Origin of the sequence: Leptolyngbya boryana PCC 6306, assembly GCF_000353285.1 — a bacterium.
GTDB lineage: Bacteria > Cyanobacteriota > Cyanobacteriia > Leptolyngbyales > Leptolyngbyaceae > Leptolyngbya > Leptolyngbya boryana.
Genome location: NZ_KB731324.1, coordinates 6,222,653 through 6,244,438, shown reverse-complemented (window position 1 = coordinate 6,244,438; position 21,786 = coordinate 6,222,653). Strand labels below are relative to the sequence as shown.

18 protein-coding genes, 1 tRNA gene and 1 pseudogene are annotated in these 21,786 nt (G+C 47.0%); 10 read left to right on the top strand and 10 right to left on the bottom strand.

Features of this window, described 5'->3' with window-relative positions; genetic code table 11:
- Positions 1 to 52: 52 nt before the first annotated feature.
- Positions 53 to 409 carry a YciI family protein gene (locus LEPBO_RS0130955; protein ID WP_026149049.1) on the bottom strand — a complete coding sequence of 119 codons (357 nt, stop codon included), beginning with the start codon at positions 407 to 409 and terminating at the stop codon, positions 53 to 55.
- 161 nt (positions 410 to 570) lie between these two features.
- Between LEPBO_RS0130955 and LEPBO_RS0130950 the strand changes: the two genes are divergently transcribed.
- Complete coding sequence (locus LEPBO_RS0130950; protein WP_017291486.1) at positions 571 to 1,827, top strand: RNA polymerase sigma factor; 1,257 nt, start codon at positions 571 to 573, stop codon at positions 1,825 to 1,827.
- A gap of 329 nt (positions 1,828 to 2,156) precedes the next feature.
- Here the strand turns inward: LEPBO_RS0130950 and LEPBO_RS0130945 are convergent, their stop codons facing one another.
- Entirely contained in the window at positions 2,157 to 2,579 is a 423-nt protein-coding gene (locus LEPBO_RS0130945) for a hypothetical protein (protein WP_017291485.1), read from the bottom strand.
- A gap of 135 nt (positions 2,580 to 2,714) precedes the next feature.
- Here LEPBO_RS0130945 and LEPBO_RS0130940 point away from each other — a divergent pair, with 135 nt between their 5' ends.
- Positions 2,715 to 2,966, top strand: coding sequence for a DNA/RNA non-specific endonuclease (locus tag LEPBO_RS0130940; protein ID WP_026149048.1), 252 nt, complete (start codon positions 2,715 to 2,717; stop codon positions 2,964 to 2,966).
- 123 nt (positions 2,967 to 3,089) lie between these two features.
- Here the strand turns inward: LEPBO_RS0130940 and LEPBO_RS0130935 are convergent, their stop codons facing one another.
- Both LEPBO_RS0130935 and LEPBO_RS0130930 read right to left on the bottom strand, forming a co-directional pair.
- Complete coding sequence (locus LEPBO_RS0130935; protein ID WP_017291483.1) at positions 3,090 to 3,440, bottom strand: hypothetical protein; 351 nt, start codon at positions 3,438 to 3,440, stop codon at positions 3,090 to 3,092.
- A 577-nt stretch (positions 3,441 to 4,017) separates the two neighbouring features.
- A tRNA-Phe gene (locus LEPBO_RS0130930) sits at positions 4,018 to 4,090 on the bottom strand.
- 207 nt (positions 4,091 to 4,297) lie between these two features.
- On the opposite strand from LEPBO_RS0130930, the gene LEPBO_RS0130925 reads away from it, so the two are divergent.
- Positions 4,298 to 5,293 (top strand): vitamin K epoxide reductase family protein, encoded by a 996-nt coding sequence (locus LEPBO_RS0130925; protein WP_017291482.1) that lies wholly within the window; start codon positions 4,298 to 4,300, stop codon positions 5,291 to 5,293.
- On the opposite strand, the gene larE is transcribed toward LEPBO_RS0130925, so the two are convergent.
- The 3 genes and pseudogenes from larE to LEPBO_RS38830 all read right to left on the bottom strand — a co-directional run bounded on the left by larE (position 5,271) and on the right by LEPBO_RS38830 (position 7,632).
- On the bottom strand, positions 5,271 to 6,092 hold the full coding sequence (larE, locus tag LEPBO_RS0130920; RefSeq protein ID WP_017291481.1) for an ATP-dependent sacrificial sulfur transferase LarE: 822 nt from the start codon (positions 6,090 to 6,092) through the stop codon (positions 5,271 to 5,273). The two genes, LEPBO_RS0130925 and larE, sit on opposite strands and share 23 nt — an antisense overlap.
- Before the next feature lie 97 nt (positions 6,093 to 6,189).
- Positions 6,190 to 6,414 carry a Calvin cycle protein CP12 gene (locus LEPBO_RS0130915; protein ID WP_017291480.1) on the bottom strand — a complete coding sequence of 75 codons (225 nt, stop codon included), beginning with the start codon at positions 6,412 to 6,414 and terminating at the stop codon, positions 6,190 to 6,192.
- Positions 6,415 to 6,719: 305 nt separating this feature from the next.
- Positions 6,720 to 7,632, bottom strand: a pseudogene (locus LEPBO_RS38830) (IS982 family transposase).
- Between the two features lie 129 nt (positions 7,633 to 7,761).
- Here LEPBO_RS38830 and LEPBO_RS0130905 point away from each other — a divergent pair.
- Together LEPBO_RS0130905 and trmB are read left to right on the top strand one after the other, a co-directional pair.
- The gene (locus LEPBO_RS0130905; RefSeq protein ID WP_017291478.1) at positions 7,762 to 9,021 is read left to right on the top strand and encodes an FIST signal transduction protein; all 1,260 of its coding nucleotides are present in this window, start codon (positions 7,762 to 7,764) and stop codon (positions 9,019 to 9,021) included.
- A gap of 3 nt (positions 9,022 to 9,024) precedes the next feature.
- On the top strand, positions 9,025 to 9,657 hold the full coding sequence (trmB, locus tag LEPBO_RS0130900; protein WP_017291477.1) for a tRNA (guanosine(46)-N7)-methyltransferase TrmB: 633 nt from the start codon (positions 9,025 to 9,027) through the stop codon (positions 9,655 to 9,657).
- Positions 9,658 to 9,814: 157 nt separating this feature from the next.
- Here the strand turns inward: trmB and psb34 are convergent, their stop codons facing one another.
- The gene (gene psb34, locus LEPBO_RS42570; RefSeq protein WP_017291476.1) at positions 9,815 to 9,985 is read right to left on the bottom strand and encodes a photosystem II assembly protein Psb34; all 171 of its coding nucleotides are present in this window, start codon (positions 9,983 to 9,985) and stop codon (positions 9,815 to 9,817) included.
- Between the two features lie 150 nt (positions 9,986 to 10,135).
- Complete coding sequence (locus tag LEPBO_RS0130890) at positions 10,136 to 11,236, bottom strand: hypothetical protein (RefSeq protein ID WP_144056305.1); 1,101 nt, start codon at positions 11,234 to 11,236, stop codon at positions 10,136 to 10,138.
- A 318-nt stretch (positions 11,237 to 11,554) separates the two neighbouring features.
- Between LEPBO_RS0130890 and LEPBO_RS0130885 the strand changes: the two genes are divergently transcribed.
- The 5 genes from LEPBO_RS0130885 to LEPBO_RS0130865 all read left to right on the top strand — a co-directional run bounded on the left by LEPBO_RS0130885 (position 11,555) and on the right by LEPBO_RS0130865 (position 20,144).
- Positions 11,555 to 12,979, top strand: coding sequence for a GAF domain-containing protein (locus LEPBO_RS0130885; protein WP_017291474.1), 1,425 nt, complete (start codon positions 11,555 to 11,557; stop codon positions 12,977 to 12,979).
- Positions 12,976 to 13,419, top strand: a complete 444-nt coding sequence (locus LEPBO_RS0130880; RefSeq protein ID WP_017291473.1) for a response regulator — start codon at positions 12,976 to 12,978, stop codon at positions 13,417 to 13,419. Before LEPBO_RS0130885 ends, LEPBO_RS0130880 begins: the two co-directional genes overlap by 4 nt.
- A gap of 14 nt (positions 13,420 to 13,433) precedes the next feature.
- Positions 13,434 to 15,359, top strand: a complete 1,926-nt coding sequence (locus LEPBO_RS0130875; RefSeq protein WP_017291472.1) for a hybrid sensor histidine kinase/response regulator — start codon at positions 13,434 to 13,436, stop codon at positions 15,357 to 15,359.
- Positions 15,360 to 15,482: 123 nt separating this feature from the next.
- Positions 15,483 to 17,723 carry a hybrid sensor histidine kinase/response regulator gene (locus LEPBO_RS0130870; protein WP_017291471.1) on the top strand — a complete coding sequence of 747 codons (2,241 nt, stop codon included), beginning with the start codon at positions 15,483 to 15,485 and terminating at the stop codon, positions 17,721 to 17,723.
- A gap of 57 nt (positions 17,724 to 17,780) precedes the next feature.
- Positions 17,781 to 20,144, top strand: coding sequence for a glycoside hydrolase family 65 protein (locus tag LEPBO_RS0130865; RefSeq protein WP_017291470.1), 2,364 nt, complete (start codon positions 17,781 to 17,783; stop codon positions 20,142 to 20,144).
- A gap of 128 nt (positions 20,145 to 20,272) precedes the next feature.
- Here LEPBO_RS0130865 and LEPBO_RS41955 read toward each other — a convergent pair whose 3' ends face one another.
- On the bottom strand, positions 20,273 to 21,778 hold the full coding sequence (locus tag LEPBO_RS41955; protein ID WP_081614780.1) for an adenylate/guanylate cyclase domain-containing protein: 1,506 nt from the start codon (positions 21,776 to 21,778) through the stop codon (positions 20,273 to 20,275).
- Positions 21,779 to 21,786 lie beyond the last annotated feature (8 nt).

Below are 21,786 nucleotides of genomic sequence, written 5' to 3'. Positions count from 1 at the left end.
GTTTTTTTCCTTTGGTTTGAACTTCAAATTGCTGATGGATTGAGTCTCAACGTCAAGATTTTGGAAGTCCTGCAATTTCAAGAACAGGGCGAATTTCGACCGTACCGACTCGCGCCCCTGGAATTCGATTGGCGATCGCGATCGCTTCATCCAGATCCTGAGCATTGACCAGGTAGAACCCGCCCAATTGCTCACGGGTTTCGGCAAAGGGTCCATCGGTTACAAGCGATTTGCCCTCACGGACGCGAACACTGGTAGCCGTTGCAACAGGATGAAGGGGAGCAGATGCCACAAATTGTCCCTTTGCATGGAGATCCTGGGCGACCTGGGCAGACTCCACGTAGCAATGCTCGCGCTCGGTATCACTCATGGCGTTTTCGTCCATATAGATCAGCAGCAAATATTTCATTGGGTTGTCTCCTTTGTGATTCAGTCGAATGGGAATTGCCCAAATCGACACCTGACAGCAAAAATTTTGTTTAGTACAATTGAACTTTAGCTCTCTTTGTTAGTCAGTCGAACGGGAATCACCCAAATCGACATTTTGCCCAAACTTTTTTGTGTCGTTTTATGACAGGTACGGCTTCAACTCCAAAATCCGACGTTGCTCAGGCAATTGCCTCTGTCTATAAGACGGAATGGGGGCGAATTGTTGCTATCCTCATTCGCTTGTTGGGAGATTTTGATTTAGCTGAAGAAGCTGCACAAGAGGCGTTTGCAGCAGCAGTCAATCAATGGGAAACCAGTGGGATTCCCGATCTTCCTCGTGCCTGGATTATCCGAACTGCTCGATATAAAGAGATCGATCGCCTGCGACGACGAACACGACTAACCGAAAAACTAGAGTGGTACGCGGCATCAGGGTTAATTCCGTCGAGTGAAGAACCAACCTATGGCAGTGATGAAATTGAAGACGATCGCCTGCGATTAATCTTCACTTGTTGCCACCCAGCACTGGCGATCGAAACTCAGGTGGCATTGACGCTGCGAATGTTAGGAGGACTGGAAACCGACGAAATTGCCCGCGCCTTTCTGGTTCCTACAGCAACGATGGCACAGCGGTTGGTACGTGCTAAACGCAAGATTCGAGATGCAGGCATTCCCTATAAAGTGCCAGAGACAACCGACCTCTCCCCTCGGATAGAGGCAGTACTGACGGTAATCTATCTCATCTTTAATGAAGGTTATGCTGCAACCAAAGGTAATTCGATCGTGCGGGCTGACTTTTGCACTGAAGCAATTCGGCTGGGGCAACTGGTGCGAGAATTGATGTCGCCTCAACCTCCATCTGAAGTCACAGCACTCGTGGCGCTGATGTTGCTACACGACTCGCGACGTGATGCCCGTTTGGATGAGGCAGGCGATCTAATTTTGTTGGAAGATCAGGATCGGAGTCGTTGGAACCACCCCCAGATTGCTGAGGCATTGCCTCTGGTAGAAGAAGCCTTACGGGGTGGAACGGGAGTGTATGCTCTACAAGCGGCGATCGCTGCCCTCCACTGTCAGGCAGCCCGCGCCGAACAAACGGACTGGGTACAGATTGTGCGACTCTACGAAGTGTTGGAACGCTTGCAGCCTTCACCGATTGTGACCTTGAATCGAGCAGTGGCGATCGCAATGGCAGACGGTCCCCAATCGGCGTTTGCACTGGTTGATCAACTTGCTCCAGAACTTGATAGCTATCATCTGTTTCATGCCACCCGTGCAGATTTATTCCGGCGTGTTGGAGCATTAGAGGAAGCGAGCCAGAGCTATACACGGGCACTGGAATTGGTGACAAACGACAGTGAGCGTCGCTTCTTGGAGCGTCGATTGCGCGGAGTATAGTCTAACATTCAGCTCGGCTAAAGGTTTGCAACCGTTTAGCTTGAGCAAGCGCGATTGTACAGTGACTTTTTATATGTCATAGTGACGAATTAGTGTCGTTGAGTTAGTGTCGTTGAGACTGTAAAGCTTGTCTCTTCTGACGTTTAGCGTCCAGTGCAAATTCAGAGAATATAACCTTACCTCCAGCTCAAGACTTGGAAGTTTGTTGGGGCAAGACTATCTCAATGACAAGATTTTGTCTCGATGTCATTTAATTTGGCACTGTACAGCAATTGTCACATTTGTCCCCATAGAAAGTCGATCGACCCCAGTTGCTTGTTGCTATTTGGTTACGAAGGTGGAATACCGAGCAAGTGGTGAATTTTGTTAGCCCTTTGTACATTTGCGGAAATTAGATCAGATGACGATTTAGATAACCCATTGGATAAGCCGATGATGTTGCTTGCAACTTCTCTGACTTTATCTCCTGAAGGCAGTCGAAACACTTTAGAAGTAAAGGAATAACAAGGAATTAAATACATTTGAGCGTGAAGGCGTGAAGATAGTTTTCGCAAATTTACTGAAGCCAGCTTTTCAACTTCTTCACCAGCCACACCAGGATTCGCATAAATATTTGCGTATTCAATTAATGCAAGGGCAATATCAGCAACAGTCCTTCTAAATTCATGAACTGGCTCTATAAGCAGTTTGAGTAAAATTTGCCCTAGTACAAAAGTTGCAACACCAGAAATAATAGTTACAAATACCGTCATCGTTCTTATGTAGAGCGTGTTCCTAGCTGTGCTGGGGTTTCTACCTGTCTAACAGTTATGGACAACGTTCCTGCACAGTTTCAATGCCTCTTTTGTAACCTATTTCTGAACCCCATCCTATAAGCACTGGCACTATTGACGAGATCAGCGACAGATGCGCTAGTTCTCGATCGTTCGGGCATCAAGCCAAAAGACGTGACCGAGAAGGTAAGCCGCACGATCGGTCTTGTTGTCCCTAATCAGCAAGGGGTGAACTTGAAGCCCTGGAAGAAGTATGTAACTTCGGTGGATGAAGTTGAGCGGCTGACTGGGCACGATTTTTTCGGGAACCTGCCTGATGCTGTTCAGGAAGTAATTGAAGGGAAAGTCAACGAAAAGCTAAGTTGAAGGTGAGCAATCATAACTCAAGTGCGAGAAGGGGTTGGAACCAATCGCACTTGAGCCGCCTTCATTTGGGAGTTACTAGATTGAGTTAATCGTCAAGAACTGCCAACCATTTCGCTCTTAAGGCTATGCTGGAAATCCAGCAGTTGATTTGTGACGTTCGATATTCTCGCTGATTTCTAGAACTGCGTCTCTGTCTTCAGCTTCGACGAAAATTCGCAAGATGAAAAGACCATTTCGTATTGCTTCTGCACCAAATCTTTCTAAAGTGTGATCAGGAGGATGAATCTCCTTCTTTCTAGCGACAACCTTCGTTTTGAGGTGGTAAGTCTTACCCCCTACCTCCCAATCGTTGACCCAGACTTCATCACCAACTTGCAAGTTTGGATCGAAATTGTATTTCCCCACACCGAGATAAAACGGTTCTCCATTGGGTTGTGGAAGGCTTGATAAGAGTTCAACTTGGCACAGGAACATTATCAGTGATTCCTCTGAAAAATTATTTTCCGAGTACACTGTAGCAAATCAATACTCGATTGCGGAAAAGTTTTCAAAATTGCTGAATCTCTTGTCCTGTAACGGTTACACTCGTACCCAAATATGGTCAAAAACCAGGGAGTTTAGTAGCTGTACAGTGCCAAATTAAATGACATCGAGACAAAATCTTGTCATTGAGATAGTCTTGCCCCAACAAACTTCCAAGTCTTGAGCTGGAGGTAAGGTTATATTCTCTGAATTTGCACTGGACGCTAAACGTCAGAAGAGACAAGCTTTACAGTCTCAACGACACTAATTCGTCACTATGACATATAAAAAGTCACTTACAACTATAAAAACTTCATTAAATTAAACCCATGTTCTCTCAAGTATGGCACCAACCCAAGATGCTGTCGGTTAAATAGAACATACAAAAAATATTACCTATCTCTATTAAATAACTATAGAAATAGGTAATATTTTCTCACCATGACGAGTGTGCAAGAAAAAGTTATTTGAATGAGTTGAGCTTTAGCTCAGATTCAGCTCATTGCTTTTATCTGAAGGCTAGAACTTATGCCAGGAACGAGACTTGAACTCGTGACACGAGGATTTTCAGTCCTCTGCTCTACCAACTGAGCTATCCCGGCGGGAGCGCGTTTCGGCGCTTAATTAAATTAGCAAAAGAATCGTAACTTTGCAAGCAAATTTCTCAGAAACTTAGAAATGCCGTTTCGCATCATGAAAATAATCGGCTCAACCCCATTCGATTCGGACACAATAAACTACACGTCCGAATCGCACGAGCAGCAGTTACCCTGATAAAGTATGTACCGACTCCCGTTGAAATCAAAATTATGACTCGCCGACGTTCTACCCCTTGGATACACCGTGCCGCTCGCCCGCTGATTGGCGCGATCGCAGGGCTTGGCATTCTCAACACGGGCTATATCACCTTTAACAAATTGTCTAGCGCCACGGTGGCATGTCCGACCAGTGGATGTGAACGGGTGCTGGAAAGCCCCTATGCCGTCTTATTCGGGCTGCCCCTTTCTCTGTATGGATTATTGGCATACATCGGAATGGCAGTACTTGCCTTGGCTCCCTTGCTGGTGAATCCTGAAGAGAAGAAATCGCTCCGCACCAATTTAGAGAATCAAACTTGGCTGCTGCTGTTTGCAGGCGCAACTGCAATGTTGCTGTTTAGCGGCTACCTGATGTACATCATGTTCTCCAAATTTGTGTCGCAGTTTGGAGTTAATGGAATTTGTTATTTCTGTCTGGCTTCAGCCACGTTTGCCACATTGATGTTCGTATTGACGCTGATTGGGCGAGATTGGAACGATCGTGGACAGTTATTTTTCCTGGGCACAATCGTCGCCATGATTACTCTCATTGGCTCGATCGCTTGGGGCGCTTCGATTGGCAGAGGTCCGATCGATGCCGCAACCATTACAGATGCGGCAGGCAATCCTTATTTTGTTGTCAATAACACGTCTGGACAAGCCGAAATTGGATTAGCGAAACACTTGAAGCAAACTGGAGCCACGATGTATGGGGCTTATTGGTGTCCGCATTGCTGTGAACAGAAACAATTCTTTGGCAAAGAAGCTCTCGCAGATTTTCCTTACGTCGAGTGTGCAGAAGGTGGCAAAGAGGCTCAAATTGAGACTTGCCAGAAAGTGTTAGGCGAAGCTGAAAGTCAATTGAATCAGAAACCTGGATACCCAACTTGGCAAATTAATGGCAAATTCTATAGCGGTCGGCAAACTCCTCAGCAGTTAGCCTCTGCGTCTGGATATACCGGACCGCAAGACTTCAAGAATGCATTTAAGGCGTGCGGTCAGCCGTAAATTGCAGAACTTGATTGAGTTTGCCGCTCCGGTAGCCTTCTAAATCGAGGGTGACATATAAAAAGCCCAGAGACTGAAATGCCTCGACCAGCGTTGAAAGATCCGTCTGAACAACGAATTCTTTAACTTGATCGGGCATGACTTCAATCCGAGCCGTGTCACCCTCCGATCGCACTCGAATATTCGACCAGCCCAGTTTTCTTAAATACACTTCAGCCCGTCCAACTCGTTGCAGTTTCGCGATCGTAATTTCCTCACCATAGGGAAACCGTGAACTCAAACAAGGTTGGGCAGGTTTGTCCCAATATGACAATCCGAGATGTTTCGCAATCGCTCGAACTTGAGCTTTTGTGATGCCAATTTCGGCTAAAGGAGATCGTGCGCCTCGCTCTTTTGCAGCTTGAATGCCAGGACGATAATCATGCAAATCATCTGCATTCACACCATCGACCACGTAAGGATAACCCCATTCATGTGCGAGAGGCTTTAATGTATCGTGCAATTCGCTTTTACAGAAATAACAGCGATTGACCGGATTAGAAGCATAATTGGGGTTTTCTAATTCGTGAGTTTGAACGATCTTGTGAGTAATGCCAATCTCAGCAGCTTGAATGCGAGCATCTTCAAGATCTTCGGGCAGGAGAGACGGGGATTCGGCAGTCACAGCAATGGCACGATCGCCCAAAACATCAAAGGCAACTTTTGCCACAAGCGTACTATCGATCCCGCCCGAATACGCGACTAGGGCTTGATCCATCTCGACGAAGAGCGCTTTTAGCAGGTCTAATTTCTCGTACATCTGGGGGCTGAGTTAGGGATACTCTCGTTATGCCACAAAAAAGCAGGCATTGATTGCCTGCTTTACTTTTGAGAATTTGTGAATTCAAGGAATTCGATTAGTCGTCGTACACGCGGCATTCTAGTGCATCAGGATTATCGTCGCAGTATTTTTCAAAGTTGTTCTTGGGCTTGCTGCTTTCGCGCTGGTGAGCCGCTTCAGCCTGTAGTTCTTCGACTACATCCCAAGCAGCCGCACACTCAGCCGAGTTCGCACCGTTGATGTCACACTCTTTGCGAGCATTATCACGCTCGACTTCAATCTGCTTTTCAATATTGCTCATTGTTAGGATCCGTCCTCTTTAATTCAAGTCAAAACAAGCGGGTTAGAGAGAGTAGACGTTAGACCTGGACTGTACTCAGGACAAGTGAGAACGGTTGACAGGACTATCCAGCATTCAAGCTTAGGACAATCAGCTCTTTTTAATCTGCTCACTAGACAACATTCCAGTGAGTGTCCGCTCATGCTTTATGTGCATATATTAACCCGTGTTGTTTCCCCTTGGCGACTCTACCTGAAGTGCGGTCTTCCGATCTGTGAGTCTGATAAGCTGTCAACCGTGTTCTACACTAACGTGAGTTCGACACGCTAAAAGATGGCAGGAGGCAAAGCAGGCAACCCTTTCGGTTGCAAATCGAGCGACGGTAACTTGGGCTGATAGGTGTAAGCAATCAACCCGGCCATCAGGTTGACCAGAAAATTCCAATAACTGCGATGACGAGAATGCTCAATCTGACAAATGTTCTTCAATTGGTCATTCACTGACTCAATGAGGGAACGCTTTCGCAGCAGAATCTTATCCATCAGCGTGACGAGCTTCTGTTTCATATTGCGCTTGCGTTTGGTGATCAGTTTCAAGCCGCGCTCGTACAGTTCCTCAAACAACTTCTGTGAGATATAGCCCCGGTCTCCAAACAGCTTGCCGAAGATGCCTTCGGTCATTTCAGCCACAGGAGCACGGTCGTCAGTATTGGCAGGAGTCAGCTTGAACGCCAGGAGTTCTCCGTGTTCGTTGATGATCAGATGCAACTTGAAGCCGAACTTCCAGCCCGTTGAGCTTTTGCCCCAACCCACTTGATGTTTGAACACCTTGTGACTGTGGGCACGGGCGGGATGGCACACCTCAATTGGAGTGGAATCGACAAAGGCAATCCCCGTCATCTCGCCGCGTCGGGTCATCAGGAAGCAACACAACAGCATCAAGCACCAAGGCATCAGGTTCCACAAATCGGGTGTAGCTCACCAAATTCGGAAACGCTTTGCGCCAATGCGGTAGAACGGTCAGGGTATAGAAATCCTTGAATGTCCTTGCACCAGAAGCATGAAAGGCAATCACGATGGTCATCACTTCACTCAAGCGCAACCGGGAACGACTGCGTTTCTCTCCAGGCATCGACGGCAGTTGGGGCTGGTGTGCCCATGCCCATTCAAAGGTCTGGCAGAAGTCGTCTACGTCGCAGAACAAAGCTGTCAGGTCGAGGCGCGATACGATAGGTTCCATAAGCTGAGACTCGAAAGATTTTGATTACTCTTTCAAACGTAGTCTCAGCTTTTCTTTTGCGCTACTTTCCCTCGTCGAACTCACGTTACACTAGAGTCATTGCGACTTTTCTCAGGAGAGCGATCGCGTATGACCGAATCTCTCAAATCATCCATGCGATGGGCAAGCGCCTTGTCAACTCGCCCATTCCTAGAAGCTGCGGTCGAAGAAGTTGTGACTCAAGCACAGGCAACCTTGCAAGCTTCAATTGATTTGGGGATTATTTTTATCTCATCTGCCTTTGCCAGTGAGTACTCTCGATTGTTGCCTTTATTTCGAGAAAAATTGCCGGGTGTGCCGCTGATTGGATGTAGCGGGGGCGGCATTATCGGAATGACACAGCGGGGAAAAGTGCGGGAAGTCGAAGGGGAGCCTTCGCTGAGCCTGATGCTTGGGCATTTACCGAACGTGAAGGTGCAGCCGTTTTACATTTCGGCAGGGGATTTACCGGATTTGGATAGTCCGCCGGATACTTGGACAGATTTAATCGGGGTTCCGACATCAGATTCGCCAAATTTCATCGTGCTCGCAGATTTGCCGCGAGTCAACGATCTACTGCAAGGGTTAGATTTTGCTTATCCTAGTGCGCCGAAAGTCGGCGGGTTGGCAAGTGCGGGAACGTTAGGGGGATCGACCGGATTGTTTGGCGATCGCTTTTATCGAGAAGGCGCGGTTGGCGTTGCGCTGAGCGGCAATATTGTCATGGAAACGATCGTCGCTCAGGGTTGCCGTCCGATTGGTAAACCGTATTGGGTAACCGAAGGCGAGCGCAATGTCTTGCTGGCAATGCAAGAAGACGATGGCTCAGGAGTGCCGTCTGATCGCTGTGGTGTGAAGCGATCTCCCTTGGAACAGTTGCAAGAGTTAGTGCAGGGATTGAGCGAAGAAGATCAGCAGCTCGCACAGCAGAATCACATTTTTGTGGGTGTGGCGCAGAACGGATTTAAGCAGACCTTGGAACCTGGGGATTTTTTGATTCGGAATTTATTAGGCGTTGATCCGAGAGTGGGCGCGATCGCAATTGGCGATTTGATTCGTCCCGGTCAACGGATTCAGTTTCACTTGAGAGATGCAGAAACTTCCGCAGAAGATTTGGATTTGTTCCTGCGGCGATATATGCAGACGAGCCAATCTGATCCGAGTCCGACGGGAGCCTTAATGTTTTCGTGTTTGGGACGGGGCGAAGGGCTGTATGGAGAACCGAATTTTGATTCGCAATTGGTGAATGAGTACTTGCAAGAACTGCCGATCGCGGGTTTTTTCTGTAGCGGTGAAATTGGGCCTGTGGGAGGGAGTACATTCTTACATGGCTATACGTCAGTTTTTGGAATTTGTCGGGAGAAGGAATAGACTGTGGCGATCGTTCGAGTTCGAGAGCATGTAAATCCGCTGAGCCGGAGATATCAAACCCCCACGCCTGCGCCAGACTGGAATCAGGTTTTTTCAGATCTGTCGCGCCCTTTGCATTTGGATATTGGCTGTGGGCGAGGGGTGTTTTTGCTGAAAATGGCAGAGCAACACCCGGATTGGAATTATTTGGGGTTAGAGATTCGAGAGCCGATTGTTCAACAAGCCTTAGAGTGGCGAGACGAAGCGGGCTTGAAAAATTTGCATTACATTTTTTGCAATGTGAGTAACTCGCTGCATCCGATGTTGGCATCTTTGCCGACAGGTGTGCTTGCGCGGGTGTCGATTCAGTTTCCTGATCCTTGGTTTAAGCGGAAACACCAAAAGCGTCGAGTTGTACAGCCGGAAATTGTTACAACTTTGGCGGAATTTATGAAGTCGGATACAACCGTGTTTCTGCAATCAGACATCCTGGAAGTTGCGCAGAAAATGGTTGATCGATTTGCAGAGTCACCCAATTTTGTGCGCACCAGTTCAGAGTGGCTCGCTGAGAATCCGTTACCGATTCCAACAGAGCGAGAACTGATGGTGATGTCCTTTGGAGATCCGATCTACCGAGCGATTTTTCGGAAAGTTTGAAGGTCGCAACAAAAAAGCCCTAGCAATTTACTAGGGCTGATTTCAACTTTCCAATGATTGATCCAGAGATTCAGAAGTTGAGGAGAGACAACTTCTGAAAAGTCTTATTGCTCAGTCAGGGATTCAGAAGTTGAGGAGAGACAACTTCTGAAAAGTCTTAGCTTGCAGCAAACGCAGTGAGAAACGTGAAGGCAACGAGTAGGAATGCGATCGCACCTTGAAAAGCGTAGTTCTGCTGTTGCTCGAAAGAAGGAGATTCAGCGAAATACATCACAGGTTCCGAAGCGTAGTTGTTCAAGATTCCGTCTTCATTCCGAGTCGTATACATCGCAGGTTCCTCTTAAGTCAGTGGTTTGTTGCGTTATGTAAATTAATGTAACGTTATGTTTACAAAATGTCAACAAATTTCTGATTTTCTGATACAGAAGCACAGACTGCGTTTGAGCAGCACTTCCGAATTCAGAATGAGAGACTCTAGCTAGCGTTGCGCAGAAGCAGACAGTTGCGCCCACGCTTGCACCATGTCTTGTAAAGCTCTTGGAAGATTTTTAATTTCCAGATCGATGTATTGAACAGTAATCCCCATGCCTTTCAGCGTTGTCGTCGGATAGTCTGCCATAGCGGCGCTACTCAAATAACGCAAGCGATGGAAATTGGGCAATCTCTGGGTTTGCATCATTTGCTGAAACTGCTCAACTTGCTGCTGAGAGAGACGCTTGACCACGATCGGACGAGAACGAATATTCGGTCCCATGATCCACTGGGTGATTGCACCATCCTGGGTCAACGTAAGTTGTGTCACTTTGCCAGCCAGATCCCCGCTGACGATCGATTGAAATACAACGTCTTTTTCACTCGGCGATAAGTTCTCTTCTGGAATAAATGAAGGCACTAAACCACCCTGGCTACCGCTTGCTGTGGGATTTTGAGCAATGCGATTGCCGGACTGATCTAAGTGATAGACCCAACTGCGATCGCCGTTTGTCACGATCGCTTGCCATCCAGGTATCGCAATCTTCGTACAGGCTTGTCCTGGTTTGAAAACGCCCATGCAGCCATCCCAAGTTGCGGATCTGACTTCTGCTACTTTTAAACGACGCATCGGTACTCGCACTTGTCTTGAAACCGTTCGGAGCAAGCGTTGGTTGACTGATGCGGGTAAAGTCACTCCTGTTTCAGAGTTGGGTGCTAAGCGAATTGTGTCAGCATTCTTGTCCGTGCGATACAGCCAATTTTGCTGCCCGCTGGAGACTTCAATTTGCCAACCTTCAACCAGTGCTTGTAAACAACTTTCCGCCGCACCTCCTAGACCTAGACATCCATCTGTCCAAGTTTGCTGAGAAAAATGCACAACTTGAATCTCGCGCAGCGGAATGTTAAATTGCTGCGCGGCAGCTTGACGGACTTTAAGTTCAACGGATGACGGAAGTGCAGATCGCGGAGTAGTGAGCGCGATCGCAGATGCAGAAGTATGTGCAAATCCAGCTTGCTGAGAGAATCCTATTCCAGTGCTGAACATCAATCCAGACAATGCAAAAGTCATGAAGTGACGCGATAATCTGAATTGTTTCTGAGTCATGAGTTTCATAAGGATTGAGAACTTGATTAGGGATAGATCTAAGTTAACGAGCCTGATGATGAGACACGATCGCTGTTTCTGAATCTGTTACATCAATCCATGACTTTATATTGATCGGGAACTCCTACGATTTGTATGGTGTCTTAGTGCGATCGCAATTTAAGGTGTAGTCTGTTTGTAGCTCATTGCAATGAGTAGCTCATATTGCTTGCAGTAAGACAGACATCGGGTGAAACGCTGTGTTCAAGCCAAATCCTTAGAGAATAGCCAGACCTCTTACAATACTCTTATCCATCCCGGACTGAGGACAATCGAATCATGGATTCAGAAGTCTTGACAAAACTGAAAAGCTTGTGCCGAGATGAAGCCGCATTTGAGCAACTCCGACAAACCCTCGCTGACAAAATTCAGCCTTTAGAACAGCAGATCAATCAGGCAAATTTTTTAGTTGAGCGGCAGAAGGCTCTGTTTCATGTCATCGCCCGCTTACGCGAGCCCCTTGATCTCGAAACAATTTTTCAATCAACCGCAGCCGAAGTCCGGCAATTGCTCGGAGCCGATCGCGTTGGCGTATTTCGCTTCTATCCTGATTGCGGTTGGAATGATGGAGAATTTGTTTCAGAAGATGTTGATCCTGAGTTTTCTTCCGCGATCGCCCAAAAAATCCACGATCACTGCTTCGGCGACCAGTTCGCAGCACATTACCAACAAGGGCGCATCCAAAATGTAACCGACATCGACACAGCAGGATTAAGCGATTGTCACAGACAAATTTTGGCTCAATTTCAAGTGCGAGCCAACCTCGTCGTGCCGCTTCTGCAAGGTCGCAATCTATGGGGATTACTCTGTATTCATCAATGCCGCGCTCCGCGCCAGTGGCAATCGACAGAGATCGAGTTTGTGCAACAAATCGCCAATCACCTCGCAGTTGCCCTGCAACATGCAGAACTGCTGGCAGAATTGCGCGCAGAAGTCACGGAGCGCCAGCAAGCTGAACAACGCGCCCAAAAACTCAACCAAGGGTTACAACAAGCCATTCTTGAACTTAAAGCAGTCAATGCAGAATTAGAAGCCTTTAGCTATTCTGTTTCGCACGATTTGCGCGCCCCTTTACGCAGCATTGATGGCTTCAGTCAGGCATTACTAGAAGATTGCTTCGAGCAACTCGATCCGAGCGGGCAAGATTATTTGCGTCGTATCCGCTCTGCCACTCAGCGCATGGGACACTTGATTGATGATCTCCTGACGCTATCGCGAGTCACTCGCAGTGATATGCGAAAAGACACCCTTGATCTCAGCCAAGTTGCCAGCCGGATCTGCACTCAGTTACAGCAAGCCTCTCCGCAACGACAAATAGAAGTTCAGGTACACCCGGGATTGACCGCTTATGGAGATACCCGTCTGATCCAAGTTGTCTTAGACAATTTATTAAATAATGCTTGGAAATTTACTGAAAAGCAGGCACAAGCCAAAATTGAATTTGGCATGATTCTACAAGACAACGGTATCCCCCTCTACTTTGTCCGAGATAATGGAGTTGGCTTTGACCCAGCGTTTCTTGATAAATTATTTAAGCCGTTTCAGCGGTTACACAGCATGGTTGAATTTCCGGGTAATGGAGTCGGACTCGCGACTGTACAGCGCATCATTCATCGTCATGGCGGTCGCGTCTGGGCAGAAGGAGCCTTAGATCAAGGCGCAACTTTCTATTTCACATTAATAGAGGAGAAACCCAGCGCATGAGTGCGAATAGCAGAGTGATCCTGTTGGTCGAAGATAATCCGGATGACGAAGCTCTAGCAATGCGAGCACTCAAACGGCATCATATCGGTAATGAAATTATTGTCGCAAGAGATGGAGTAGAAGCTTTAGATTATCTGTTTGGAACCGGGCTGTATGCAGGACGGGATATTACATTCAAGCCCTCAGTCGTCCTCCTCGATCTCAAACTTCCTCGAATTGACGGACTGGAAGTTTTACGCCGTCTGCGAGAAAGTGAACCGACCAAATTATTGCCTGTAGTGATCTTAACGACATCGAGTGAAGAACAGGATTTACTCGATAGTTATAGCTTGGGTTGCAATAGCTACATTCGCAAACCAGTTGATTTTCTGCAATTCTCCGAAGCGATTCGGCAATTGGGCATGTACTGGTTACTGATGAATGAACCCCCCCCTGTTTAGAGAGGCGATCGCATATGCATTCTCATCTACAGCTTTTAATTGTTGAAGACTTAGAAGATGATATGCTCCTGATCCTGCGGGAGTTACGACAGGGTGGCTATAGCCTGGATTATGTGCGGGTGGAAACTCCGGAAGCCATGCAAGCCGCGCTCGATCGCGCAACTTGGGATCTGATCATTGCAGACTATACTTTGCCGAAGTTTAGTGCGCCAGAAGCGCTAAAGCTTGTTCAGCGCCAGCAACGAGATTTACCATTCATTATCGTTTCGGGCACGATCGGGGAGGAAATTGCGGTCGCTGCCATGAAAGCAGGCGCACATGACTATATTTTTAAGGGGAACCTAGCACGATTAGTTCCTGCGGTAGAACGGGAATTGCGGGAAGCAAAAGAACGACAAAAGCGGCATCAAGCAGAACTCGCATTGCAAGAAAGTGAGGAAAAAATCCGAGAGCAGGCTGCATTAATTAACATTGCTTCAGATGCAATTTTCGTCTGCGATTTCTCGAATCAAATTACGTTTTGGAATCAAGGAGCAGAACGACTCTATGGATGGAATGCGGTAGAAGTTATCGGCAAAGATGTCCGTACACTTCTCGGACAAGATCTAGAAGAGAGTGAAATGCTCCAAACTGTTTTGGAAAAGGGCGAATGGCAAGGAGAATGTCAAAAGCTGAATAAAACAGGTCAAATTGTGATTGTTGCGACTCGCTGTACGCTCGTGCGCGGTGAAGCCGGAGAAGCTCGATCGATTCTGATCGTCGATACCGATATTACGGAAAAAAAGCTGTTAGAAGCTCAATTTTTGCGGGCGCAACGACTCGAAAGTTTAGGCACTTTAGCGAGTGGAATTGCCCATGATTTTAACAATCTTCTGACTCCGATTTTAGCGATCTCACAGCTTCTCCCCCTTAAGCTACCCGATCTTGATGAGCAGAATCACCAACTCTTGCAACTGATTGAAGACAATGTGAAACGTGGTGCCGATTTAGTCAAACAGATTCTGACTTTTGCGCGAGGAGGAGATGGAAAGCGTGTGCCGCTACAAATCCGACATCTGCTTTCAGAAGTGACGCAAATTGTACGTCAGACTTTTCCAAAAGCGATCGAGATTCGGACAATGCTATCGACCGTCGATTTGTGGATCGTTTCTGCCGATTCGACTCAGCTGCATCAGGTCATCATGAATCTCTGTGTCAATGCAAGAGATGCCATGCCCACAGGTGGAACGCTGACCATTGGCGCGGACAATCTTGTGATTGATGAAAGCTACAGACGCATCAACCCAGAAGCTTCTTCGGGTTCCTTTGTCGTATTGACGATCGCAGATACAGGAACTGGAATTCCAGCGGAGTTACTCGAGCGAATTTTTGATCCCTTTTTTACGACAAAAGAAGTTGGGAAAGGAACCGGGTTAGGACTCTCAACCGTATCGGGAATTGTCAGAAATCATGGTGGATTTGTTGAGGTCTATAGTGAGATTGGGAAAGGAACGCAGTTTAAGGTCTTCTTACCTGCAATTCCACAAAAAGTGGATCTAGCAGTAGAAGCAACTGCACATGCCCACGGACAGAACAAGCTGGTTCTGATTGTGGAAGATGAAGCTTCGATTCGGCAAGTCACGCAAACAACTTTAGAACTCTGTCATTACAAAACGCTCGTTGCTAAAGACGGAGTTGAAGCAATTTCTCTCTATGCCCAACACCATCAAAAGATTAGCTTAGTGCTGATGGACATTATGATGCCATCAATGAGCGGATTAACAGCAGTTCGCGCCTTGCAGCAAATTAATCCTGAAGTGAAGGTTGTTGCGATGAGCGGGTTAGCAACAAATTATGAGATTTCTCAAGAGGGTGGGAGTAGCTGTATCAAAGCATTCTTATCTAAACCTTATACTACAAAAGATTTAGTCGATACCTTACAAACAGTTCTTTGCCCATAGCTAAATTTAGACCGATGATCAGATACTAAACTTTAGCAAACTATAATTAAGATCCGTCTCAAGAGATATCCGGTCATCGGCACTTCTCCGTAGAATAGAGCCTGCTCAAAATGTGCCCATTGAATGAACGCTCGACCCTCTAGGCAGTCCTGGCAGCCTCTTTTGCTTGGTGCAGGAATTCTTATTCTGTCCCATTACGCAGCGTTACTGTTTCGTGTACAGCCTGCGGTTTCACTCTGGTTTCCACCTTCAGGGGTTGCAGTGACGCTAGCAATTTGGTTCGGAATGCCTGCTGTGATCCTCACTGGAATTGTTTCAACTCTAGTCGCGCCACTTTGGGGAAATCACGGTTGGAGCCAATTTGCGGGTTTGATAGATGGCGTAGAACCTTTCCTAGCCTGGTGGCTTTATCGGCGGGTTTGGCAGCGATCGCTGTCACTTGATCGCGTAAAAGATGTCAGCGTCTTTGTCTTGAGTGCTCCTACTGTCGCCTGTGCTAGTTCTGCAATCTGTGGAACTTTGACCTTAGCCACGATTGGAAATTTACCTTGGGGGAGGGTTTTAAGCACAATCCCACACTGGTGGTTAGGCAATGCGATCGGAACGATGACCATCGCGCCGCTGGCGATATTGACCTTAAACCCAGTACTGCAACACTGGAGATGGCTTCCAGAGAGCGAACTTCCAGCCAAAAGTGCTTCTGATCCGTGCAACTCTTCTCGCTTTCGAGCCGAGAAAATTGCAATTTTTGGCATGAGTATCGCGATCGCAATGTTGAGTGTCTGGCAAACGAGCCATAACGGATTTGCGTTTCAGCAGTTTGCTTTTCTCAACTTTATTCCAATCCTCTGGACAGCTTTGCGCTTCGGAGCTATTGGCAGTATAGCAACGGCAAGCTTCTGTGTGATTGCTGCTCTACTGAGCTATATCCTGAAGTATCCTAATGCTTTAATCTTACAAAATTTCCCAATTGATCCCGATGTTCTCACCGTTCATAAGCTCAGTTTGCTCACTCAATGCGCGATCGCTTTATTGACTGGAACTGCAATTACTCAGCAAACTCAAACCCAAGTCAAACTCGCAATCTCTCAAGTACAACTTGCAGAATATGCAGCCCGATCGCGTTTAGCTGAGATTTTAGAGCAAACAAATGCCCAATTAAAACAGGCGAATCGTGAAAAAGATGAGTTGCTCATGCGAGAGAAAATGGCGCGATCGCAAGCCGAAGCCGCAAATCAGGTCAAAGATGAATTTCTAGCTATCGTCTCACACGAGCTACGCACTCCACTCAATCCAATTCTCGGTTGGTCGAAGCTATTACAAACCGGAAAGCTCGATCCAGCAACAACCGAGAAAGCATTGGAAACAATTTCCCGAAATGCCAAGCTACAATCCCAGTTAATCGAAGACTTACTTGATGTTTCTCGGATTTTGCGCGGCAAGTTAATTTTGCGAGAAATAGAGCTAGATTTGAGTTTAGTTATTCGCTCTGCGATCGAGACAGTTCGCTTATCGGCAGAAGCAAAAGCACTTGCTCTAACTTTCACGCAGACGAATGCAGCGTCCAAAGTTTTAGTTTACGGGGATCCAAATCGATTGCAGCAAGTCATAGTCAATTTGCTGACAAATGCGATTAAGTTCACACCTGAACATGGACAAATCGAAGTTCTCTTAGACTGTACCGCAACCCATGTGCAAATTCGGGTGAGTGATACGGGAAAGGGCATTCACCCAGAGTTTCTCCCTTATGTCTTTGAGCGATTTCGTCAGGAAGACAATGGCACAACTCGCAATTTTGGTGGATTGGGATTAGGACTCGCAATCGTGCGCCATCTCGTCGAGTTGCATCATGGACAAGTCGAAGCGAAAAGTGAAGGACTCGATCAAGGTGCAACATTTGTGATCACACTACCGATCGCAAATGCAAATTCTGAAATGTTGCCCGAACCCATTCCATCCACACCAGAATTCACTCCCGTTTTAGAAGGCAGAAAGATTTTAGTCATTGATGATGAGGCAGATACCAGAGAGCTACTCCAGTTCTTTCTGGAATCCCAGCACGCGATCGTCATCTCTACTGCCTCGGCGCAAGCCGCGATCGCCCAACTGAAACCCTTTCAGCCGGATCTAATCATCAGTGACATCAGTATGCCAGAGATGGATGGCTATCAGTTTATGCGTCAAGTTCGCCAATCTCATCGGATTCCGGCGATTGCCTTAACCGCGAATGTTCGCGAAGAAGATCGGCTTAGCGCGATCGCGGCAGGGTTCGATGCTCATTTAGCAAAACCGATTGTGATCGAAGATCTGTTAACTGAGATTGAGAACCTTCTGGATTCCTTTCATTCTGCCTTTAGAGAGTGACATTTTCACAACACAATTCGTTACACATAGGGTTGTCCAATTTGAAACGATTAACCCATGCTCCAGCGCCAACCCTTTCATCCCCCGACACATATTTATCCCGCCGACGCTTGGAGATGGGTTGAAACAAAGTTCGCCCCTGATTTTTTAGAGCAGATGGAAACTTTGTTTTCGACCGCAAATGGTTACTTAGGCATGCGCGGAACGTGTGATGAAGGTGATCCCGTTTGGCAAAATAGTACCTTAATCAATGGTTTCTATGAAACCTCGCAGATTGAATATGCTGAGGAAGCCTATGGTTATGCAAAAACCGGGCAGACCATCGTCAATGTCGCAGATAGTAAAACCATTAGGCTCTACGTTGATGATGAGCCGTTCTATCTCCCGACTGCCCATTTATCGCAGTATGAACGCGCCTTAGATATGCGATCGGGAACGCTCGATCGCACAATCCTATGGGAAACGTCATCGGGAAAACAAGTGAAGATTTGCTCTCGCCGATTCGTCTCATTTGAGCATCGCCATCTTGCGGCGATTTCTTACGAAGTGACGGTTCTCAATGCCAATACCCCGATCGTACTGTCTTCAGAAGTTTGTTATGATCCCACGCCTTCTAGCAATACAAATGATCCTCGCCTCACCAAAGGTTTCAAAGAACGGGTTTTACTCCCCGAGCATCACTTCTGCGAGAAGCAGCGCATCTTACTCAGCCATCGCACTCGCAATAGTCAAATGAGTGTCACCTGTGGGATTGATCATATTTTTGAAACGGGATGCTCTTATCTCTATGAAGCACAAGCTTCTGAAGATAAAGGTAAAGTTGTGTTCAGTGTGGATGCTCAAGCAGGTGTACCAATCCGATTGATCAAACTGATCACCTATCACACAGGTCAGCGTGCTTCTGCTCAAGAATTGTGCGATCGCTCAAATCGTGCCCTCGATCGTGCGCTCAGACAAGGCTTTGATCAACTCTTAGCCAGTCAGTATGATTACTTGAATGATTTTTGGCAGCGCAGTGATGTGCAAATCGAAGGACATCCAGATGCACCGGATTCGACTGAGAAGATGCAGCAAGTGCTGCGGTTTAATCTCTTTCACATCTTGCAGGCTTCAGCGCGATCGCAAGATGCTGGAGTTGCGGCGAAGGGGTTAACTAGCCAAGCTTACGAAGGGCATTATTTCTGGGATATGGAAATCTATGTTTTGCCGTTCTTGATCTACACCTCGCCACAGATTGCGAAGAACTTGCTGCGGTTTCGATACAACATGTTGCAGCAAGCGCGATCGCGGGCGAAACAAGTGAGTCAAGCGGGAGCCTTATTTCCTTGGAGAACAATCAATGGTGAAGAAGCATCTGGGAACTATGCAGCCGGAACTGCCCAGTATCACATCAATGCTGACATTATGTATGCGCTGAAGAAGTATATCGAAGCGACTGGAGATGAAGAGTTTCGTTTCCGAGAAGGCGCAGAGATGCTAGTTGAAACAGCACGAATGTGGTGTAGCTTAGGGTTCTTTTCACCGCGCAAAGGAGATCAATTCTGCATCAATGGTGTGACTGGACCGGATGAGTACAACACTGTGGTCAATAACAATGCCTATACGAATTTGATGGCACGTGAGAATCTGTGGTATGCCGCTGAAACAATTGAAACGTTGCGCGACAAGAATGCAGAACAATTTCAGGCTTTAGTACATCAAACTCATCTCGATTTGGCTGAAGTAGAGTGTTGGCGAAAGGCTGCTGATCGTATGTATCTGCCTTATGATCAATCGCGAGGAATTCACTTACAGCATGATGGGTTTCTTGATGATGAAGTTTGGGATTTCGAGAATACACCTCCTGACAAATACCCTTTATTGCTGCATTTTCATCCCCTCGTGATCTATCGGCATCAGGTGATCAAACAGGCCGATGTTGTGCTTGCTATGTTTTTACTAGGACACGAATTTTCACAAGAGCAGAAACGCCGCAATTTTGACTATTATGATCCGCTCACAACAGGTGACTCTTCTTTATCAGTCTGTATTCAAAGCATCCTTGCTGCTGAAATTGGATACATGGATGAAGCGATCGAATATGCAGCCTATGCGAGCTTAATGGACTTAGGCAATGTCGCGGGCAATGTGAAAGATGGCTGTCATATTGCAGCAATGGGCGGAACTTGGATGATTCAAGTGTATGGTTTTGCAGGACTCCGCGATGATGACGGGCGACTATCCTTTCATCCTAGGCTGCCGAAGATCATTCAACGCCTGCGATTTCCCCTAACGGTGCGAGGTCAGCGATTATGGGTTGAGATGCATGACAAGACGGCAACTTATCTCCTGCAAAACGGACAGGGATTATCGATCGAGCATCAAGGCAAAGTACTAGAACTGAGTGAAGGTCATCCTGTCTCCGTCGAAATTGAAGTTTGAAAACGGTGATAGGGCGGATCTGTTTGAGTTGTGAATGCTGAAAAGAGTAGGGGGTAGGAAGTAGAGAGCTACCAAGAAACCAATTCCCTACTCCCCACTTCACACCCAATTCAGGACTACTGAAGTTCTCAAGCCATCGGCTTATCTTTGGGAAGAAAGAGATTGTAGCGGCCTCTAATCCCATAGACATCATAGATAGTAATCGGGTTCTCAAACCCTTTCGGATGAACCTGTTTCTCGCCCATAATTTGCACATTCTGACCTAAAGCCTGACGGGTCTGCTCAGAAATTAGAATTTGTCCACCCTGGGTATAAGACTCGATCCGATAGGTCAAATTCACAGAACTGCCGACCACACCATACTTCGTCCGTTTTTCCGACCCAATGTTCCCAACAATGACTTCTCCGGTATTGATACCAATTCCCATTTCTAGCTGAGGTAAATTCAAGGCTTGTAGCTTCTCATTGACCAATCCCATTGTCAGTTGCATCGCGCAGGCACAGGCAACGGCTCGCAGCGCATCATCAGCTTGAGACAGAGGCGCACCAAACAGCACTAAGATGCCATCTCCCATAAATTCATCGATCGTGCCTTGATACTGGTTAATCACTTCTGCCATATCTTCAAGGTACAAATTCAGAATTTCAATCACTTTTTCGGGAGGTAAGCGCTCTGACAGTGTACTAAAGCCTCGCAGATCAGAAGTCAAAATCGTAATCGTTCGCCGATCCCCACCTAACTTTAGTCCGGTCGGTTGATCGAGTAACGTGCCAACAACCGCATCGCTTAAGTAACGTCCAAAGACTTGACGAATCAGACTATTGCGTTTCTCTAAATCTGTATTTGCCTGAGCGAGATCAAAGGTTCGTTCTCGCACTCGCTGTTCTAGCTCTTTTGCTGTTTGTCGCAATCGTCCTACAACCAAAGTTAAACCCGATAGTCCGATGACCGACATGCTGCCTAGCATCGCAAAGGTTCCTTGCAGATTGCGATTGACTTTCTCGACAAATTGATCCAGCGGTTGGCGAATCTCCCAGACTCCAGCAACATCACCGACTGCCCAATCTTTTTTCGGGCTTTGCTGATGCGTATTGTGGCACTCAACGCAGGTTTGCTTCATGATGCTGGCTTCACCGTAAAACAGGGTGGTATGCCCATCTTTGCGCTCAAATCGCACAAAGGGCGATCGCGGAGTTTTCTGCAAAAATGCGATCGCATCTTTTTCCAATGCATCGGCTTGCCTCGCGCCCCGCCACGGAAATGGATACTCGCTGAACAAGCGCACCACCATTTCTGGATTCTTTTCGCTGATTTGATTTCCCAGTTCGAGAGCGAACGTTGAGGGCAAAGGAATACCTCCAGACTGGTTCAGATAAGCATGGGTCACAGTAATGCCTTTCACAGGTTTAGCACGATCGGCAGCAGAATCGCTGTAGAGCGCGATCGCTTGTTGAAAAGACTGGGCATGTAGAGCGGCATTTTGGATTGCTTGGGACTCGATCAAGTTCGTGGACAAGCGAGACATATTTGCCAGCGCGATTCCGGCTCCGAGACAAAGCAGAAGTGCCAAAACCAGCACAATTCGTTTGAGAAGAAATCGAAAAAATCGATTCCAAAGCATTGCCAATATCATGACGGTTG

Excerpts from the sequence above, each read along its gene's own strand:
- LEPBO_RS0130870 (WP_017291471.1), top strand. The coding sequence starts at position 15,483 with ATGAACGCTCGACCCTCTAGGCAGTCCTGGCAGCCTCTTTTGCTTGGT.
- LEPBO_RS0130865 (WP_017291470.1), top strand. The coding sequence starts at position 17,781 with ATGCTCCAGCGCCAACCCTTTCATCCCCCGACACATATTTATCCCGCC.
- LEPBO_RS0130885 (WP_017291474.1), top strand. The coding sequence starts at position 11,555 with ATGGATTCAGAAGTCTTGACAAAACTGAAAAGCTTGTGCCGAGATGAA.
- LEPBO_RS41955 (WP_081614780.1), bottom strand. The coding sequence starts at position 21,778 with ATGATATTGGCAATGCTTTGGAATCGATTTTTTCGATTTCTTCTCAAA.
- LEPBO_RS0130890 (WP_144056305.1), bottom strand. The coding sequence starts at position 11,236 with ATGACTCAGAAACAATTCAGATTATCGCGTCACTTCATGACTTTTGCA.
- LEPBO_RS0130925 (WP_017291482.1), top strand. The coding sequence starts at position 4,298 with ATGACTCGCCGACGTTCTACCCCTTGGATACACCGTGCCGCTCGCCCG.
- LEPBO_RS0130950 (WP_017291486.1), top strand. The coding sequence starts at position 571 with ATGACAGGTACGGCTTCAACTCCAAAATCCGACGTTGCTCAGGCAATT.
- LEPBO_RS0130945 (WP_017291485.1), bottom strand. The coding sequence starts at position 2,579 with ATGACGGTATTTGTAACTATTATTTCTGGTGTTGCAACTTTTGTACTA.
- LEPBO_RS0130935 (WP_017291483.1), bottom strand. The coding sequence starts at position 3,440 with ATGTTCCTGTGCCAAGTTGAACTCTTATCAAGCCTTCCACAACCCAAT.
- LEPBO_RS0130875 (WP_017291472.1), top strand. The coding sequence starts at position 13,434 with ATGCATTCTCATCTACAGCTTTTAATTGTTGAAGACTTAGAAGATGAT.
- LEPBO_RS0130905 (WP_017291478.1), top strand. The coding sequence starts at position 7,762 with ATGACCGAATCTCTCAAATCATCCATGCGATGGGCAAGCGCCTTGTCA.
- LEPBO_RS0130955 (WP_026149049.1), bottom strand. The coding sequence starts at position 409 with ATGAAATATTTGCTGCTGATCTATATGGACGAAAACGCCATGAGTGAT.
- larE (WP_017291481.1), bottom strand. The coding sequence starts at position 6,092 with ATGTACGAGAAATTAGACCTGCTAAAAGCGCTCTTCGTCGAGATGGAT.
- LEPBO_RS0130915 (WP_017291480.1), bottom strand. The coding sequence starts at position 6,414 with ATGAGCAATATTGAAAAGCAGATTGAAGTCGAGCGTGATAATGCTCGC.
- LEPBO_RS0130880 (WP_017291473.1), top strand. The coding sequence starts at position 12,976 with ATGAGTGCGAATAGCAGAGTGATCCTGTTGGTCGAAGATAATCCGGAT.
- psb34 (WP_017291476.1), bottom strand. The coding sequence starts at position 9,985 with ATGTATACGACTCGGAATGAAGACGGAATCTTGAACAACTACGCTTCG.